The organism is Agrobacterium sp. (genome assembly GCF_059499945.1).
In genome coordinates this window covers 14,291-30,734 of the sequence record NZ_JCABZP010000001.1, presented here as the reverse complement: position 1 = coordinate 30,734, position 16,444 = coordinate 14,291, and the positions used below count along the sequence as shown (strand labels likewise).

Here is a 16,444-nt window from a genome sequence, read left to right as displayed (position 1 = left end):
ATCAGGCTCCCATCAGTTCGCTGTTTCGGACATAATTGGACAGCGCAATAGGCTCACCAACCAGCGCCCCGTGGCGATCAGTCAGTCCAATCTCAAACAGCCATTTCTCGAATTCCGGTGCGGGTGGCCGCTTCAGAGTCTCGCGGCAATAGACGGCATCGTGATGGGAAAGAGACTGGTAGTTCAGCATGATGTCGTCAGCGCCAGGAACTGTGATGACGAAGTTGACGTTGGCCGCGCAAAGCAGGGTAAGCAGCGTATCCATATCCTCCTGATCAGCGTCGGCGTGATTTGTATAGCAAACGTCCACACCCATCGGCAGGCCGAGGAGCTTTCCGCAGAAATGGTCTTCAATGCCGGCTCGGATGATCTGCTTGCCGTTGAAGAGATACTCCGGTCCGATGAAGCCGACGACCGTGTTGACGAGCAGCGGGTCGAACTCGCGGGCAACCGCATAGGCGCGCGTCTCCATCGTCTGCTGGTCGACGCCGAAATGGGCGTCGGCGGAAAGAGCCGCTCCCTGACCTGTTTCAAAATACATGACGTTTGCTTCGGGTGGGCTGCGTTTGAGCGATCGTGCCGCTTCATGCGCTTCCTTAAGGAGCGCCAGATCGATGCCAAAACCGCGATTGGCCTTTTCTGAACCGGCCACAGACTGGAAGACAAGGTCGACAGGCGCGGATCTTTCCATTGCCTGCATCGCTGTTGTGACATGTCCAAGGCAGCAGGTCTGAGTGGGGATAGCCAGTTTTTCCCGCAATTCGTCAAGCAGCGAGACGATGCGAATGTAATCATCCGTTGCATCGGTTGCGGGATTGACACCAATCACGGCATCGCCGGACCCCATGAGGAGACCGTCGATCGCAGAGGCGATGATGCCGCGGCTGTCATCTGTTGGATGATTTGGCTGATTCCGTGTGGAAAGTCGGCCGGCGAGCCCCAAGGTGTTTCGGAAACGCGTCACGACACGGCGCTTGGCCGAAACTGCGATCATATCCTGTAGCCGCATGATTTTCGACACCGCGGCGACCATTTCCGGCGTCAGGCCCCACGTCACCGCCTCAAGCTGATCCTGCGTCGTCTCGGGTCTCAGCAGCCACTCGCGGAATTCGCCTACGGTGAGCGAGGAGACCGGCGCAAACGCCGCCGCATCATGCCGTTCAGCAATCAGCCGTGACACCTCGTCCTCATCGGACGAAATCAGTTCTTCGCCCAGGAATGCCTTGAGCGGCAGATCGGCCAGCGCCATTTGTGCAGCAAGCCTCTCGACCGGACCTTCGGCGGCGATTCCTGCCAGTTGGTCACCGGAGCGCTCTGGCGTTGCCTTCGCCATGAGAACTTTCAGGTTATCAAAACGGAATACAGTTTTCTCGATCGTCGTAGTGTAGGGCATGGAATGGATTACCGGTTGAGGAGTGTCAGGGCTTTGTCGTGGAGCTTTGTGTTAGCCGACGCCAAAACCCGTCCATCCGAATGAAATGACAGCGCGTTGCCCTGCCAGTCGGTGATTGAGCCGCCGGCGCCCGTCACGATCGGCACGAGCGCCATGTAGTCATAGGGCTGCAGACCCGTTTCGAGCGCGATCTCACAATGCCCAGATGCAAGAAGGCCATAAATGTAGCAATCACCTCCGAAGCGTCTCAGCTTCGTTGCTCTGGAAAGGCGCTCGAAGCAATCAGTCTCGGCACCTTCGAACATGTCGGGTGAGGTCGTATAGAAGCGGGCGTCAGAAAGGCTTTCATTGCTGCTGGTTCGTGCGGGCGTTCCAGCAAATACCGTTTCTCCCGGCCGCCCCAGCCACCGCTCGCCGGTTGCGGGAATATCGATTACGCCACAGTATGGTTTTCCCTGATAGGCCAGTGAAATTAGCGTGCCAAACAGAGGAAAGCCGGTGATAAAGCTCTTTGTGCCGTCGATCGGGTCTAGCACCCATGTAAAGTCGTCGCCTTGCTTGACGCCAAACTCCTCGCCATAAATACCGTGTTCTGGAAAACGCGCCTCGATCATCGCGCGAAGATGTTTCTCAATTGCGCGGTCGGCGATCGTGACCGGGCTGTCATCGAGTTTTGAGATCACGTCCAATGGAGTCCTGAAATAGGAAAGCGCCAGCGGGCGTGCGGCGTCGGCGAGCGCTTCGGCAAAGGCGATGTAAGGCGCGGTATCTTGCAGGTGGATATCGTTGTTGGTCATCAGAGCGCTTTCAGGAAAAGAGGCCATCGGGGATCATGGATGATCGAGCGGGCGCGCATGTGTTTCCATATCCCGTATTTGTAGAAGTCGAAATCAAGTGTCGAAATCCTGTTCTGCACCATCGCCCAGGTGCTCCACTTGATGTCGGCCAGCGCCTTATGCACGATGAAGCGGGCGTGACATGCCTTGTTGTAAAAGCCGAAATACTCCTCGATGATTTCGCAGTCGACGTCCTCGGAATAGAACATTTCGCCGCTCCAGATCGCCAGATCGTAGAGGCGTTCATTGTTCGAGGCATATTCGAAATCGATGAGCTTGATCGACTTGTCGTCGCCGATCAGGAAGTTTCCCGGCATTGGATCGTTGAAGCACGGAACGAGATCAAGCCCGGAAGCCTCAAGTGCTGCACGCGCCTGCTTATAGGACCGGAACAGCCAGTCATGGTCGAGCGGCCAGTGGCCGCCAAGTACCCGCACCTGATCAAAATGCTCTTCGATCATGTCGAAGACGGTTTTTGTCAGTGGCAGGGCAGGGGCGTCGTGAAACTGCCGGTACACACGCACCGCCTCGTTTCTGATCGCCGGATCTGCAAAATCCTTATGGGTCGACGCGCGGCGGCCGTCGATAAACTCCGCGATCTCTATATCGAGGTGATCGAGGTAATCGAACGTCTTCGGCCCGACGCCGATCGCCTCGGCCTGCTTGCTCGCCGCCGCCGCCGCCTTTCGGTCGATGAACATCTCCGTGCCGCGGCCGGGAATCTTCAGGAAATATCCGAGGTCATCACCTTCGACCTCGATGCGAAAATTGGTGTTGCTGATGCCTCCGGAGACCGGACGGTAGCGCAGTCGCCTGCCTTTCCAGGGTTTCACCTGGATGATCGCGGCTTCCAGCGCCCGTTCGGCATCGGATCGTGCCATTCCCAATTCGTTCATAGGCTTGTTCCCATTATCGTTTTTTAGCCCGTGGTTATTATGGCTGCGTTTAAAGCGCCCGGAGTCTGCTTTCGAAGTCCGGCTGGCCAAGCAGCATTCGGCAACGCAGAAAACGCCAGCCCGCATATTTCAGGAATTCGACACCCCTTGGTGGTGACCGAAGCTCCAGCACGAGGCTGCGCAAGGCCCAATAGAGATCGTCCGCCGCGGCATAGACACGGCAGCGACTGAACGCCTTTTCGGTGAACGCGCCATCATGCATCTCGAGCAGCGGCTTCATCTGGCTTTCGAACTGGTAAAGTTCGTTCATCTGCACGCCGAGCTGATAATAGGGGTCGATATCAGCGGCCATGTCGAAATCAACGAGTTGCAAAGACTCGTTGGGGCCAAGCATGACATTCGAAGCCTGCGGATCACCGTGGGCCGGTTTCACATCGAAGCCTGCGGCCGCAACGGCCTCGCGGATTGGCCTCATCCAGGACAGCATCCACTCAGCATCGTCGGGCAGATCGGCATCGCCAGCGGAGACGATCGACCATAGCTCATCGATCCCGTCGAAGACCGACCATCTGTGACCGACGGGAACACCGGCTGCGATTGTCTTCTGCATCTCAATCAGTCTGGCAGCCCTTGCCGGCTGCATAAGGTCATCGATCTTGGCCGTCCGCCAGCCGTCTGCAAGTCGGCAAAACAGCGTCGCACGGGTCCTGCTATCGTAGACGATAGGCTCAGGTGAGAAGCCGAGCTTGTGAAAACGGGTTCCGGCAGCAAAAGCCACCTCATCATCGACGAGGTCGGCGACTTCATCAGCACCAAGGCGTAGGAAATAGCGCGCTTCCCCTTCTGCGCTTGCCACTGAAAAGCCGCTCGACTCGACGGCGTGGTATGACGGTGATGCGACCCCTGCAGTTGACAGAGCGTAGGCTGGTCTGGCTCCGACCACGGCAGAAAATGCAAGAAGCGCATTTTCCGCGCGTTCTTCCAACGGGTTTTGCGGTGAGCCCACTATCTTCATTCGGCAGCCTCGACGAGTTCTGCGGCCTGCAGGCCTTCGCAGGCGATCCTGTAGAGCATGTCGGCAAGAATCTGCGTGCCAATGGCCTGGTCTTCCGGGGAGGTATATTCGGTTGGATGATGAATGACGCCATCACGGCTGTGCACTGCAAGCACCACTGCCGGGCAAACCGCTGACATCGCAACTGAGTCATGGCCGCCGATCGTATCGAGGTGGCGAGCGCTCAACCCAAGATTCGCTGCCGCACTTTCAGCCAGAGCAATCAGCCCCGGCGCGAAGTTCCCGGCCTTGCGGCGGTCGATTGCGCGCACTTCGGAGGTTACTCCGGCCTTCAGCGCGGCCTCGTCGATCTTGATTTTCATCTTGCGCTCAGCTTCCGCCAGAACCTCCGGCGAGCCTGAACGCAATTCAATGAACAGCACTGCTTCGGCTGGCACCACGTTGGGTGAATTGGGAAAGACTTCCAGTCGGCCGACCGAGGTGTGCAAGTCGAGGCCATGCTCGGTCGAGATTTGTTTAAGGTCGGCGATCAGATAGGCCGCGGCGAGCAACGCATCCTTCCGGTCTGCCATCGGAGTGGCGCCCGTGTGGGCCTGACGGCCCAGGAAGGCCAAGCGATATTTTATAGCGCCCCAGAAGCGTGTGAATATACCGAACCGCTCGCCGGCGTTACTGAGAGAGGTGTCTCCCTCGATATGCAGTTCAATCAGGGCGTCGGGGATCTCGACCTTGTCTCTTCCCGCATAACCGATCTCTTCCAGCGATTGGCGCACCGTGACGCCGTCGCCGTCAGCCCTGTCAAGCGCCCATTCAAGTTCCGCTGCCCCGGCAAAGACACTGCTGCCCAGAAGGCTCGGCTGGAAACGTGCGCCTTCTTCATTGGTCCAGTTGACGATCTGAAAGTTGCAGGCGGAAATTCGGCCCTCAGCCTTGAGGCGCTCGGTCACCGCGAGAACGGCTTCACAGCCCGCGATGACGCCAAGCGCGCCGTCGAAGCGCCCGCCGTTCGGTTGACTGTCAATGTGAGATCCGACCATGATCACCGGAGCGTTGGCGCCAGCCAGCGTCATCTTGCCGAACTGGTTGCCAATTGCGTCGATGGACTGCGTGAAACCGTTGTCGGCAAACCATCGGCCCAGCCAGTCGCGTGCCATGCCGTCTTCTCTGGAAAGCGTAAGGCGGGTCATCGATCCATCAGGACCACCGCCGAAGGTGGACACGGCCTCCATCAGCGACTGAAGACGCTGGGGATTGATCGGGGCAGGAGAGGAGAGAACGTCAGGCATGTATGATTTCCACATTTGATTGATTGAATTGTTCCGAGAATTCCCGGGCCATCACGCCACTGGTTACGACGGCATCGATTCCGTTGAGGCCAAAGGTGTGAATGGAGCCAAGACGGCCAAATTTCGAGCTGTCGGCAACGACCACCGAGCGCTTGGCCTGCGCCTTGGCTACGCGGCGCAAAACGGCCTCGTCTTCGCCGAAGTCCATGAAGCCTCGATCAGAATGGATGGCGCTGATGGCGATGATGGCCAGGTCGAAGAAGTGCTCTTTCAGAGCTGCCACGGTTTCATGTCCGTAAGTCGCCTGGTATTCGGGCCGCATCCGCCCCCCGAGCACGCGAACACTTGCCTGCGGCAGGTGGAAGAAATGGGCAGCGACGGCGAGAGAATTGCTGACGACGGTGATATCCTTGCGGTTCTCGAGATGTTTCAGGCAGGCAAGGGTGGTCGTACCGGTGTCGATGAACACCTTCATCCCGTCCTCGACCAAGGCCGCCGCTGCCTCCCCGATCCTTGCCTTTTCCCGAGATGCGACGCGCAGACGCTCGGTAAAGGGCTGGTCGCTTTCCTGCTGGTCGAGAACTGCTCCGCCATAGACCCGGCGGGCATAACCGCGTGATTCAAGCTCCTTCAGGTCACGCCGGATTGATTCCTGGCTGACCTGCAGATGATCGGCGAGTTCCTTCACGTTGACGCGCTGGGTCTGTTTCAGCGTGTCGAGGATAAGCTTGAGGCGATGTTCCGTGAAACTCATGAAAATGTACCTTGAATGCTAGCGACTGCCGGGATCCCCTTGCTGGGACCGCGACCACGTTCAGGCCGAAGCCATTTGAGGTGTCTGCGTATCACCGCCAGCGACTGACTGAACAAGATGGCAGGCGGCGAAATCCTGGCTGCCTCGCACAGTCAGAACAGGCTGAAGGCTGCCACATTTCTCCATCGCACGCGGACAGCGCGACTTGAAGCTGCAACCGGTGGGAATATTGATCGGGCTTGGCGGCTCGCCTTCGAGAAGGCAATCTTCCGGCTGGTAACGGCGTTCCTCAAGCGTCGGCATCGCGCTTAGAAGCGCCATGGTATAGGGATGGCCAGGATCGAAGAACAACCGCTCATTGTCGGCCAGTTCGAAGACCTCGCCGAGGTACATCACAGCGACACGGTTGCAAACCTTGCGGACCATCGCGAGGTCGTGGGAGATGAAGATGTAGGTGAGGTCGTATTCTTTCTGCAGTTTCTGGAAAAGATCGAGCAGCTTGAATTGTTCCGTCTGGTCGAGCGCAGACAACGTCTCGTCCATAATGAGAATTTCCGGCTCCAGAACGAGCGCCCGCGCGACATTGATCCGCTGGCGCTGGCCGGCGCTCAGCCCTATCGGCAGCTCTTCATAGAGATCGGAGGACAGGCCGACTTCGCCCATCACCTTGAGTACGCGTTCGCGAATCTTGGCGCCGTCTCTCCATCCATGAGTGCGAAGCGGGCCTTCCAGCATCCTGCCCACAGATGTGCGTGGCGGAAGCGAGCCGAACGGATCCTGCAGAACCATCTGCAGCTTCTTGCGGAAGGAAAGAAGGTCCTTTCCGCTAAGGGTTGCGATATCATTGTCACCGCACAGGACCTGGCCGGAACTTGGCAATTCCAACCGGCTGAGAAGCCGCATCAGTGTGGATTTGCCGCAGCCGGACTCACCGACAATTGCAAAGCTATCGCCACGGCGCACATCGAAGGTGACATTTCTGACGGCCCGCACGTGATTGAAACCGCCAAAGCCGGTTTTCTTTCTAACCTTGTAGATTTGCGATGCGTCGCGCAAACTCAAGACTGTTTCGCGCTTGTCGTTCAGGCGCGGGATTTCGCTTTTCTCGATCCAGATCTTCGGCGTCTGCTGGACAAGGTCCTTCGTGTAGGCGTGGGCAGGCGACGCAATCAGCCGCTCGGTCTCCTGCTCCTCGATGATGCGGCCTTCCTCCATCACCAGCATCCTGTCACAGGCTTCCCGGGCAACCGGCAGGGAAGAGGAGACGAACAAGACGGCCGTGTCGAAGCTCGAAGTCAGTTCCTTCATCAGACGGATGACTTGAGCGGCAACGGTGACGTCGAGCGGTTGAGTCACATTGTCGGCGATGAGAAGCGCAGGATTGGTAACCAGAGCATCGACGATCAGGGCGCGCTGCATCATGCCACCGGAGAATTGCGAGGGGTAATCGCTGAAACGGCTGCGGGCAGATGGAATGCGGACCGCCTCAAGCAACTCGATTGTTCTCTTTTCCGCTTCCTGCCGGGAGGTGCCTGGCACGACGGCACGCAGCTTCTCCACGATTTGAGAACCAACTGGCAAGGTTGGATCGAGGGCGCCCATCGGGTTGGAGCCAACATAGGCGACACGCCGGCGCAGGACGCGCATCTCGCTCTCAGTGATGCCGTAAATATCCTTTCCTTCGAAGAGCACGCTTCCGGATTGCAGGGCGAGCGGCGCTTCCAGCCAGTTGACGACGGCTTTTGACAAGACCGTTTTACCAGCACCGCTGGCACCAACGACGCCAACGATCTCGCGCGGCGCAATGCTGAAAGAAATATCATCAAGGATGATCTTCGCCTCGACCCCACGTCGAGCGGTAACAGTGACATTCGTGAGTTGGAGAAGCGGCTGGTTCATCACTCTGACCCTCCGTGAATGGTGTTTCGGGCGCGCTCCAGCGACGCACCGATAAGATTGATGCTGGTCAATGTCAGGCCAAGGAACACGCCGGGCATGGTGGCGATCCACCAGGCATTGAGAAGATACTTCCGGCCATCCGCGATGATATTGCCGAAGGTCGGGGTCGGCGGCTGGACGCCCAGGCCGAGGAATCCGAGGGTCGATTCAAAAATCATCATTCGGGCCACATCGAGCACGGAGGTGAAGATCACCGGCGGGAGCAGCAGCGGCAGAAGCAAGCCGATGATTATGCGAGCATCGGTCGAGCCACCCAGCCTTGCTGCGCGCACGTATTCCCGTTGTCTCTCCGTCATCACGATACTGCGCATGATGCGCGCGTAGACCGGCCAGCTCGACAGGCCGAGGACAAGAACGATAGCGGGAATTGTCGGGCGTGAGACACCAAGGACGGCGATCGCCAGAATGATCATCGGTATTGAAAGCTGCGCGTCTGTAAGACGCATGATCAGCATGTCTATGCGGCCGCCGAAATATCCGGCGATGGTTCCGAGGGCGCAACCAATGATGAGCGTCACGGCAACAGAGGCGATGCCGATCAGGAAAGAATAGCGCAGGCCGACAAGCGAGCGAACCAGCATGTCGCGGCCGATCTGGTCAGTGCCGAGCGGATGGACCCAGCTCCAGTTGTCTCCGATGAAAAGCGGTGGCAGGAGGCGCGCCTTCACATCCATCTTGGTGGGGTCGATACCGCTGATTTCAGGATAAAGAGCGGCTGCGATCGCAAGCAGGAGGAAGATTGCAAGGCCGATGCGAAAACCGGGCGTTGAGGCGGCGCGGTCAAAGATGCGCCGTGCAATCGAGCGGCCTGCGGCCTTCGATATGAGCGGGGTGTTGAGTGCCGATGTGATGGACATCAATATTCAAGCCTCGGATCGATGGTGGTTGCGACGAGATCGACAATGATGTTGATCAGGACAAAAATTGCACTGGTGACGATGGCAATGCCCTGGATCAGGGGGAAGTCGCGCTGCAGCACGGCGTTGATGGTGAGAAGACCCAGTCCTGGATAATCAAAGATGTATTCGACGATAATGACGCCGCCGAGAAGGCCCGAGAACTGCACGCCGAGCAGATTGAGCAACGGTACCGAGGCATTGCGCAGCGCGTGGTTGGAAATGATCCGAGCCTGGCTCAGGCCACGCACGCGTCCGACCGAAACATAGGGCTCCATCATCTGCCCCGACACGGAACTGACCAGCGTGCGGATCAGGACCGGCGACAATTCGACCGCCAGTACGATGGCAGGCAGTATCGTATAGGCAAAGCCCTGATAGCCGATCGCTGGCAACCAGCCGAGCTTGACTGAGAAGAGCAGTGCCAGAACGATGCCGAGCCAGAAATTCGGCAGTGAGATGAAGACCGAGGAAATGTAGAATGCCAGCTTGTCGGGCCATCTGCCGATCGACAGTCCACCGGCAATGCCGACGATCGCCGAAAAGATCAGCGCGATCACCAGTGTAACGGCAGCAAGCTGGAGCGTCATTGGCAGGGCGTCGAAAATCAGGTCGAAGACCTTTGCGCGCTCGCCGCGGGTCGTGTCGTTGAATGTGGCTCCACCTGTCGACGCGCCGTTCGCCGGGCGCACGAAGGATTGACCGAGATCGCCGCGAACGACGCCGCTCATATACCGGCCGAATTGCACGGGGATGGGATCGCGCAGGCCCATATCAGTCGCGATCTTCTCAATCAGCGCCTCGGGCGCCATGCCGCCCGCCATGAGGCGCACCGGATCTCCCGGCACCACCCGCAACAGGGTGAAGATCAGCAGGGAGACGAGGAATATGATGATGACGCCTTGGAAAAGGCGCCGCACCAGGAAGTTCACGGCAAACATTCAGCCACTCCGCTCGGAAACTCACGTGAAAGTCTGCACGCCCCCTCAGGAAAGGTGGCGTGCACATGAATGCCGTCAGGCAGCTGGTTTGGCGGCGTCGATCGATCCGTCCGGATAGATGTACATGCCTTCAAAGTCCTTCTGCATGGCGTGGATCATTACCGAGGTGAACAAGGAAAGCGCCGGCATTTTTGAGGCTATGAGCGGCATGGTTTCCTCCTGAAGGATTTTCTTGCGTTCCTCCAAAGTTGGTGCCGAACGCTCCTTGTCGAGACTGGCATCGATATCCTTATCCTCGATGCCGCAGATGCGGTGAGAAGTGGAGTGGAAATGGGTGCGCAGCACGAGGTCCGGTTCCGGAGAGGCCGTCGACCAGCCGCAATCGACCATGTGCCCCGGGCCGCCGCCGGGCCGATGATAAAGCTGCTCGTTCCAGGCTGCGGGCTCAAGGACGGTTAGGCTGACGTTGAAGCCCTGCTCCTGCAACATGGCCGTGATCATCTCGCCATATTCCTTGGTCTTCGGGTAAAAACCGACAGAGGTAATGTATTCGAGCGGCGGTAGCCCTTTGCCGTTCGGGAAACCGGCTTCGGCGAGCAGGGCCTGTGCCTTTTCCGGGTCGAATTTCGGGTAGTCGGGCAGGTCGACATAGCCGAACTTGACCGGCGATACGAAGTTGGATGAGGCGTGGCCCGCCGAACCCATCAGCTCCATGATCATGTCCCGATCGATCGAATGGCAGGCGGCCAGACGGATACGCGGATCGTCAAAAGGTGCTTTCGAGCAGCGGAACCACAGATACTTGTTTTCGACCGAAACGACCTTGTTGATGAATATTGCCGGATTGTCCTTGATCGAATCCACCTGTTCGGGCTCAAGCCGTTCGACAATCGAAGCCTGACCATTCATCAACGACAGCATCCGGGTGGTAGAGTCGCCGGTGAAGGTGAAATTGATACCGGGAATGGCGGGTTTGCCTTTGAAATACCCGTCATACGCCGCCATCACGGTGTCGTTGCCGCGCTGTTCTACAAACTTGAACGGGCCGGTGCCGTTGAGCCGCTGCGAGAGCGGACCACCGGGGCCGCCGGCGATATCCTTGGCCGACATGATCGGCAGGAAGGATGCGAGGAAGATGAAAAGGTGGGCCGGATAACCGCCCTTCGATGTATCGACGATGACGGTGAAATCATCGGGTGTTTCGATGCTCAGGGTTTCGGTGGGGCCGGGATACCACTGTGCCGGACGATCTGCCCGTGAGCCGTATTCAAAGGTTGCCTTGACGTCTTCCGCCTTGAAGGGTTTGCCGTCATGAAAGACGATGCCGTCGCGCAGTTTGATCTGCAGGCGGTGGGGATCAAGCAGCTTGATGTCGGTTGCCAGCTCGTAGACGACCGCACCCGGGTCGTCGAGCTTCATCGGCGTGCGGGTCAGGAAACCCATCACGAAGCCTTCGATGTTCTTCTGCGACAGCGTGGTGTGAGCGGTGGGGTCCCAGTTGCCGGTGATGTTTTCGGCCGACAGGAAGGTCATTGTCTTGCCGGCCTGTGCAAAAGCCGACGAAATGAAGAAATCAGGATTAATCTGCATATAGCCGGCGACAGCGGCGGCGCCAACAGAGCCTTGAAGGAAGCGGCGGCGACTGAATTCTGAACCCATTGAGTTCCCCTTTTCTATTTTGAGCAAACCGTCAAATCAGTCAAAACGGTCAAATCAGTCATAAGCAAAAGGCGTGCCAATTCGATTTTTCCGTCAAAACCCAGCTTGTGGTCAGTGTGATTTGTGGGATTTGACCATTTATTGGTCGATTGAGAAAGAATTAGTCGACAGGCGCGACCGCTGAAAGCGCTAGCGTGGCTGTTCCCCTTTAGAGACACTGATCCTTGCTGCCCGTTGCCAGACGGCGCGCGGGACAAAGATCACCGGCGCCTGCAGGCGGGGGTGCTTCTGGAGCTTGGGTGAAGACTTCGTTTTTATACAGGCCCTATTCAAAGCGAACAGGCAGTTTTCGGGGCAATGCCGAGCAGCACGTCTTGCTGCATGCAGATTTTTGTGCGGGTTACGGTGGCGTTTAGCGGTGTTACCAAGCATCCTCGTAGATGCCGGCAACATCCGATAGCGACATCTCGCGCGGATTGTTGACCAGCAGGCGGGTCTGCTCCATTGCGTTTTCAGCCAGCAGAGGAATTCCCTCCTTTGGAATTCCGACATCCCTCAGCCGTACAGGAAGATTAAGGCGCGCGGGCAGCATCGCGAGTCCTTCGATGAATCCGGATAGACGCTCCATCTGGTCGGCAGATTGGAGATGCGCAAAAAGGTACGGCGCCAGTTCCGCATAAGAATCGCCGCACGCTGGTGCATTGAAGCGCAACACGTGCGGCAGTACCAGGCTGTTGGAAAGGCCGTGGGGAACGTGGTAGCGGCCGCCGATCGGATAGGCGAGAGCATGTACGGCCGCGACGGGCGAATTGGCAAAGGCCTGCCCGGCCAACATTGACCCTAGCAACATCGACTGTCTGGCGGCGAGATCGGCTCCGTTCTCAACCGCAATTGTGATGTTTGCCCCGAGAAGACGGAGGGCTTCCTTTGCAAGAACGCGGGAAACCACATTGTTGTTTGCACTGGCGGACGTAAACGCTTCTATGGCGTGGACCATCGCGTCAATCCCCGTCGCTGCGGTCACAGCCGGCGGAAGACCGATCGTCAGGTTCGCGTCCAGAACAGCGGCGTCCGGCAGCAGGACCGGTGATACAACCCCCTGTTTTTGATCTGCGCCGGTGGTAACGATGGAAATGGGCGTGACTTCTGATCCGGTCCCCGCTGTTGTCGGCACAAGCACCAGCGGCAGACGGCCACCCGTCACCTTGCCAACGCCGTAAATATCCTCAAGTGCTTCGCCACTTCTGGCGAGAAGGGCGACGAGCTTGGCGACATCGAGTGATGAGCCGCCGCCGATGCCCAGCACACCTGTAACGCCAAATTCGATCGCCTGCGCCAGGGCGGCGTGAATGATGGCTTCCGGTGGGTCGGCGATAACGCCGGCGAAGATTGACGTTTCAGCGCCGGTTTCCGCAAGGTGGGCGAGGGCCGGCTGAGCGAGCCCCGCCTTCACGACCCCGTCGTCCGAAACCACCAGAACCCGCGACCCGAGCAGGGCGCGAAGCTCCGAAATCCGTGCGATGGAGCCCGGTCCCGCGATGATCTGCGGGACGGTTGTGAAGGTGAATGAGGACATCGGGCCGCCTTTCACTGGTGCCATTTGACCAGAGGCTGATAATGATGCGGCTGACGCATGACGACAAGGTCCTTTCGCCTGACGATGTTTGTCGGATAGGGCGTGTCGAGATTGGTGGTATCGACGACAGCAGCGGCGATCCCCTGCTCATCGAGAATGGGCGATTCCTGACGGGGAAAGGCAAAGGAATCCGGCCCAAAGACTGCGCTCTTGCCCAGATATCCCCTTTCTGTGTCCAGCACATTGGCAAAGGCGAAATAGACGTTGTTTTCGCCACCGCGCACCCGTAGCGCATGCCAATGAAAAGGATCTGCCCCTTTGGGGATCGGATAGTTGTGCGGGATCTTGGTGCCCGCATGGCTGCCGGTGAATATTCCGGCGATTGCAGAAGGGCAGGCGACCAGATCGCAGCCCATCAGCGAAAGCGAGCGGATAGCTTCCGGATAAAGCGCGTCATGCCCGATCGCGAGACCCACCCGTCCGATGGCGAGATCGTAGATTTTCCAATCGTCGCCCGCCGTTGCCCAACTATCGGCGACGCCCAGATGCGTCTTGCGATAGCTTCCCACCAATCCCTCGGGACCCGCAAGGACCGCGCTGTTGTAGACCTTGTCTCCGTCCGCTTCGGCAAACCCTGCGACGAGATAGAAACCGAGCTTCATTGCCAGGCGCACGAAGGCGGAGACCGTCGGGCCCGAAAGCGGTTCCGCCCGGGAACCGGGAGCCTCAAGCCCGGTCAGCGACAGTTCCGGGAAAACCAGAATATCTGGCGCTGTGGTCGCCTTTGCCTCGGTGGCCAACGCGGTGATCTGGGCAATATTATCCGCTATCACCGGGGACGGGGCGAACTGGGCAACGGCTGCGCGCGATTTGCGCCCCGGCGGAATGGGCTGATAACCGTAGAGGCGGAAGTAGTCACCCGGATTCCAGGTGAAACTGTTGGTCATCATGTTCATGTAAAGCTCGGGCCGGCGCGACTCGAATACCGGTTCGCTCAGGACTTCGCGACGGCGCGCGCGGGCAAGATCGATCTGGCTATAGGCAATTCCGTCGCCTGTATCGATCGCTGCTGCAACTGTCCCATCAGGCTCGATCACGCAGCTTCCTCCGGAGAACTGCACGGTTCTCTCCAGTCCCCACCTGTTGCTTTCGATGACATAGCAGGCGTTTTCGAAAGCGCGGTTGATCCAGTAGGGGGCGGGCGCGCGCTCCTGCAGCCAGTTGGAAATGTGGCAGATGACGTCGGCGCCGCCCAGGGCCTCCAGCCGCGCCGTTTCGAAGAAGTGCAGATCCATGCAGACCAGCATCGAAATTCGGCCGATTTCCGTTTCAAACACCTCATGTACGATATCGCCATTCGCAGCCCACTTTGGCTCAGCGATATACGGATGCGACTTGCGGTGCCGGCCAACGACGCCGTCCGGACCGATCAGAACGGCTGTGTTGTAATAGAGGTCGCTCGCCGGATCGACTTCCGGCATGCCGACGACGATATAGCAGCGGTGCTTGCGGGCAATCGCATGGAAAATATCGGTGGTTGGCCCGGGGACGGTCTCGACGAAAGGTTTCACCTCAGCCCTGTCGAACCAGCAATAGCCGGTCGTTCCCATTTCGGGCGTGACGATCAGGCGCGCCCCCGCCTGCGCGGCCTCCTCGCAAAGGGCCGTCAGCCTGCTGATATTGCGCGCCTTTTCGAACATGGTCGGTTCGAACTGGATAGTAGCGGCGGTGTAGCTCTGTGTGGATGTCATGATTGTTCCCATTGTCTCTGTGAAAGGTCGGCCTTTTTCAGACGGCCATATGGCGGTGAACGAGTGCGTCGGAGAGCATGTCGATGGCGCCTGTCGCAACCACGGCGCCTTTTTCGAGCATGGCGAAGTGGTGGGACGCCTGGCGCGCAAATGCGACGTTTTGCTCGACGAGGATGATCGTCATGCCGATCTCCCGGTTGAGCCGGATAATGATCTTTTCAATCTCCTCGACGATGGAGGGCTGGATACCTTCGTTGGGTTCATCGAGAAGCAGTACTTTCGGGTCGGCGGCCAGCGCGCGTGCGATGGCAAGCTGCTGTTGCTGCCCGCCCGAAAGCACGCCGCCGGGCCGGTCCAGATTGGCCATCAGATAGGGGAAAAGTTCCGGCACCAGCGCTGGAATTTCGCGTTTGCCATCCGCACGTGCAAAGGCGCCCATGAGGATGTTTTCGCGGATGGTAAAATCGGGGATAATCTCCCTGCCCTGGGGGACGTAGGCGATACCGGCCCGCGCCCTCCTGTGCGTCGGGGATGCGCCGATGTCCTTGCCCTGAAGATGCATCTCGCCCGTCATGCGATCGGTCAGCGCCATCAATGTTTTCAAGAGGGTGGTCTTGCCGGTACCGTTGCGACCGAGAATACTTGTGACCTTGCCGGTTGGAACATCGAGGGTGACGCCGTGCAAAATGTGGCTGCGTCCGTAATAGCTGTGCACGTCTTTCAGGGTCAGCATCAGGATATTCCTTTCGAACCGAGATAGGCTTCACGGACTTTGGGATTGTGTTCGATATCGCCGACGCTGCCTTCCGCCAGAACCTCGCCCAGATGAAGGACGGTGATGCGCTCGGCGATTTCACGCACGAAACCCATGTCGTGCTCAACGACGAGGATGGTGTGGCGGCCTTTGAGATTTTTGATGATGTTAGCTGTCTTGCGGGTTTCCGCCTGGGTCATGCCAGCCGTCGGCTCGTCCAGCAGGATGACCTTGGGGTCCTGCACGATGAGCATGCCCAGTTCCAACCATTGCGTCTGGCCATGGCTGAGATAGGCGGCGGTCAAGTCCGCCTCGGCTTCCAGGCCGGTCAGCGCGAGCGCCTCATCGACGCGGTTTGCTTCCGCACGCGAAAACCCGAACCGGAGATTGGCGAACACCGATGGATTGCGGCAATTGGCCACTTCCAGATTCTGTCGCACGGTGAGATCACGGAAAATGCTGGGGATCTGGAATTTTCGGCCGATCCCGGCGCGGGCGATCCTGTGTTCGGGCCAGTTGGTGATGTCGGTATCGTAAACGAAGACCTTGCCCTGCGTGCTACGGGTCTTGCCGCTGATAAGATCCATCAGGGTCGTCTTGCCGGCGCCGTTCGCGCCGAGCAACACCCGCAACTCACCATCATGGACGGTGATGCTGACATTGTTGACGGCTCTGAAGCCGCCGAAATCGACGCCGAGACCGTCGATGGTCAATGCGATTGCACTCAT

The 16,444-nt window shown here is 58.5% G+C and carries 14 protein-coding genes; all 14 read right to left on the bottom strand.

Going from position 1 to position 16,444, the window contains the following annotated elements; genetic code table 11:
* Position 1: 1 nt before the first annotated feature.
* Positions 2–1,393 (bottom strand): ethanolamine ammonia-lyase subunit EutB, encoded by a 1,392-nt coding sequence (locus tag AC5I5B_RS00155; RefSeq protein WP_111785482.1) that lies wholly within the window; start codon positions 1,391–1,393, stop codon positions 2–4.
* An 8-nt stretch (positions 1,394–1,401) separates the two neighbouring features.
* Positions 1,402–2,190: a histidinol-phosphatase gene (gene hisN, locus AC5I5B_RS00150; protein ID WP_003509642.1), complete on the bottom strand. Its 789-nt coding sequence runs from the start codon at positions 2,188–2,190 to the stop codon at positions 1,402–1,404.
* Complete coding sequence (locus AC5I5B_RS00145) at positions 2,190–3,125, bottom strand: choline/ethanolamine kinase family protein (protein WP_003509644.1); 936 nt, start codon at positions 3,123–3,125, stop codon at positions 2,190–2,192. Before AC5I5B_RS00145 ends, hisN begins: the two co-directional genes overlap by 1 nt.
* Positions 3,126–3,174: 49 nt before the next feature.
* Positions 3,175–4,140 (bottom strand): phosphotransferase family protein, encoded by a 966-nt coding sequence (locus tag AC5I5B_RS00140; RefSeq protein WP_174069896.1) that lies wholly within the window; start codon positions 4,138–4,140, stop codon positions 3,175–3,177.
* Positions 4,137–5,426 (bottom strand): Zn-dependent hydrolase, encoded by a 1,290-nt coding sequence (locus tag AC5I5B_RS00135; RefSeq protein WP_003509646.1) that lies wholly within the window; start codon positions 5,424–5,426, stop codon positions 4,137–4,139. Before AC5I5B_RS00135 ends, AC5I5B_RS00140 begins: the two co-directional genes overlap by 4 nt.
* Positions 5,419–6,180, bottom strand: a complete 762-nt coding sequence (locus tag AC5I5B_RS00130; protein ID WP_003509648.1) for a DeoR/GlpR family DNA-binding transcription regulator — start codon at positions 6,178–6,180, stop codon at positions 5,419–5,421. The genes AC5I5B_RS00135 and AC5I5B_RS00130 overlap by 8 nt, the downstream gene beginning before the upstream one ends.
* A 60-nt stretch (positions 6,181–6,240) precedes the next feature.
* The gene (locus AC5I5B_RS00125; protein ID WP_003509649.1) at positions 6,241–8,079 is read right to left on the bottom strand and encodes an ABC transporter ATP-binding protein; all 1,839 of its coding nucleotides are present in this window, start codon (positions 8,077–8,079) and stop codon (positions 6,241–6,243) included.
* Complete coding sequence (locus AC5I5B_RS00120) at positions 8,079–8,996, bottom strand: ABC transporter permease (RefSeq protein ID WP_112958730.1); 918 nt, start codon at positions 8,994–8,996, stop codon at positions 8,079–8,081. The genes AC5I5B_RS00125 and AC5I5B_RS00120 overlap by 1 nt, the downstream gene beginning before the upstream one ends.
* Complete coding sequence (locus AC5I5B_RS00115; protein WP_060723840.1) at positions 8,996–9,976, bottom strand: ABC transporter permease; 981 nt, start codon at positions 9,974–9,976, stop codon at positions 8,996–8,998. Before AC5I5B_RS00115 ends, AC5I5B_RS00120 begins: the two co-directional genes overlap by 1 nt.
* A gap of 75 nt (positions 9,977–10,051) precedes the next feature.
* Entirely contained in the window at positions 10,052–11,635 is a 1,584-nt protein-coding gene (locus AC5I5B_RS00110) for an ABC transporter substrate-binding protein (RefSeq protein ID WP_112958729.1), read from the bottom strand.
* A 421-nt stretch (positions 11,636–12,056) separates the two neighbouring features.
* Entirely contained in the window at positions 12,057–13,211 is a 1,155-nt protein-coding gene (locus AC5I5B_RS00105) for an iron-containing alcohol dehydrogenase (RefSeq protein WP_060723842.1), read from the bottom strand.
* An 11-nt stretch (positions 13,212–13,222) separates the two neighbouring features.
* Positions 13,223–14,974, bottom strand: a complete 1,752-nt coding sequence (locus tag AC5I5B_RS00100) for a nitrilase-related carbon-nitrogen hydrolase (RefSeq protein ID WP_162724184.1) — start codon at positions 14,972–14,974, stop codon at positions 13,223–13,225.
* A gap of 25 nt (positions 14,975–14,999) precedes the next feature.
* Positions 15,000–15,695 (bottom strand): urea ABC transporter ATP-binding subunit UrtE, encoded by a 696-nt coding sequence (gene urtE, locus AC5I5B_RS00095; RefSeq protein ID WP_111785478.1) that lies wholly within the window; start codon positions 15,693–15,695, stop codon positions 15,000–15,002.
* Complete coding sequence (urtD, locus tag AC5I5B_RS00090; protein WP_112958728.1) at positions 15,695–16,444, bottom strand: urea ABC transporter ATP-binding protein UrtD; 750 nt, start codon at positions 16,442–16,444, stop codon at positions 15,695–15,697. The genes urtE and urtD overlap by 1 nt, the downstream gene beginning before the upstream one ends.

Excerpts from the sequence above, each read along its gene's own strand:
- AC5I5B_RS00155 (WP_111785482.1), bottom strand. The coding sequence starts at position 1,393 with ATGCCCTACACTACGACGATCGAGAAAACTGTATTCCGTTTTGATAAC.
- hisN (WP_003509642.1), bottom strand. The coding sequence starts at position 2,190 with ATGACCAACAACGATATCCACCTGCAAGATACCGCGCCTTACATCGCC.
- AC5I5B_RS00145 (WP_003509644.1), bottom strand. The coding sequence starts at position 3,125 with ATGAACGAATTGGGAATGGCACGATCCGATGCCGAACGGGCGCTGGAA.
- AC5I5B_RS00140 (WP_174069896.1), bottom strand. The coding sequence starts at position 4,140 with ATGAAGATAGTGGGCTCACCGCAAAACCCGTTGGAAGAACGCGCGGAA.
- AC5I5B_RS00135 (WP_003509646.1), bottom strand. The coding sequence starts at position 5,426 with ATGCCTGACGTTCTCTCCTCTCCTGCCCCGATCAATCCCCAGCGTCTT.
- AC5I5B_RS00130 (WP_003509648.1), bottom strand. The coding sequence starts at position 6,180 with ATGAGTTTCACGGAACATCGCCTCAAGCTTATCCTCGACACGCTGAAA.
- AC5I5B_RS00125 (WP_003509649.1), bottom strand. The coding sequence starts at position 8,079 with ATGAACCAGCCGCTTCTCCAACTCACGAATGTCACTGTTACCGCTCGA.
- AC5I5B_RS00120 (WP_112958730.1), bottom strand. The coding sequence starts at position 8,996 with ATGTCCATCACATCGGCACTCAACACCCCGCTCATATCGAAGGCCGCA.
- AC5I5B_RS00115 (WP_060723840.1), bottom strand. The coding sequence starts at position 9,976 with ATGTTTGCCGTGAACTTCCTGGTGCGGCGCCTTTTCCAAGGCGTCATC.
- AC5I5B_RS00110 (WP_112958729.1), bottom strand. The coding sequence starts at position 11,635 with ATGGGTTCAGAATTCAGTCGCCGCCGCTTCCTTCAAGGCTCTGTTGGC.
- AC5I5B_RS00105 (WP_060723842.1), bottom strand. The coding sequence starts at position 13,211 with ATGTCCTCATTCACCTTCACAACCGTCCCGCAGATCATCGCGGGACCG.
- AC5I5B_RS00100 (WP_162724184.1), bottom strand. The coding sequence starts at position 14,974 with ATGGGAACAATCATGACATCCACACAGAGCTACACCGCCGCTACTATC.
- urtE (WP_111785478.1), bottom strand. The coding sequence starts at position 15,695 with ATGCTGACCCTGAAAGACGTGCACAGCTATTACGGACGCAGCCACATT.
- urtD (WP_112958728.1), bottom strand. The coding sequence starts at position 16,444 with ATGAGTGCAATCGCATTGACCATCGACGGTCTCGGCGTCGATTTCGGC.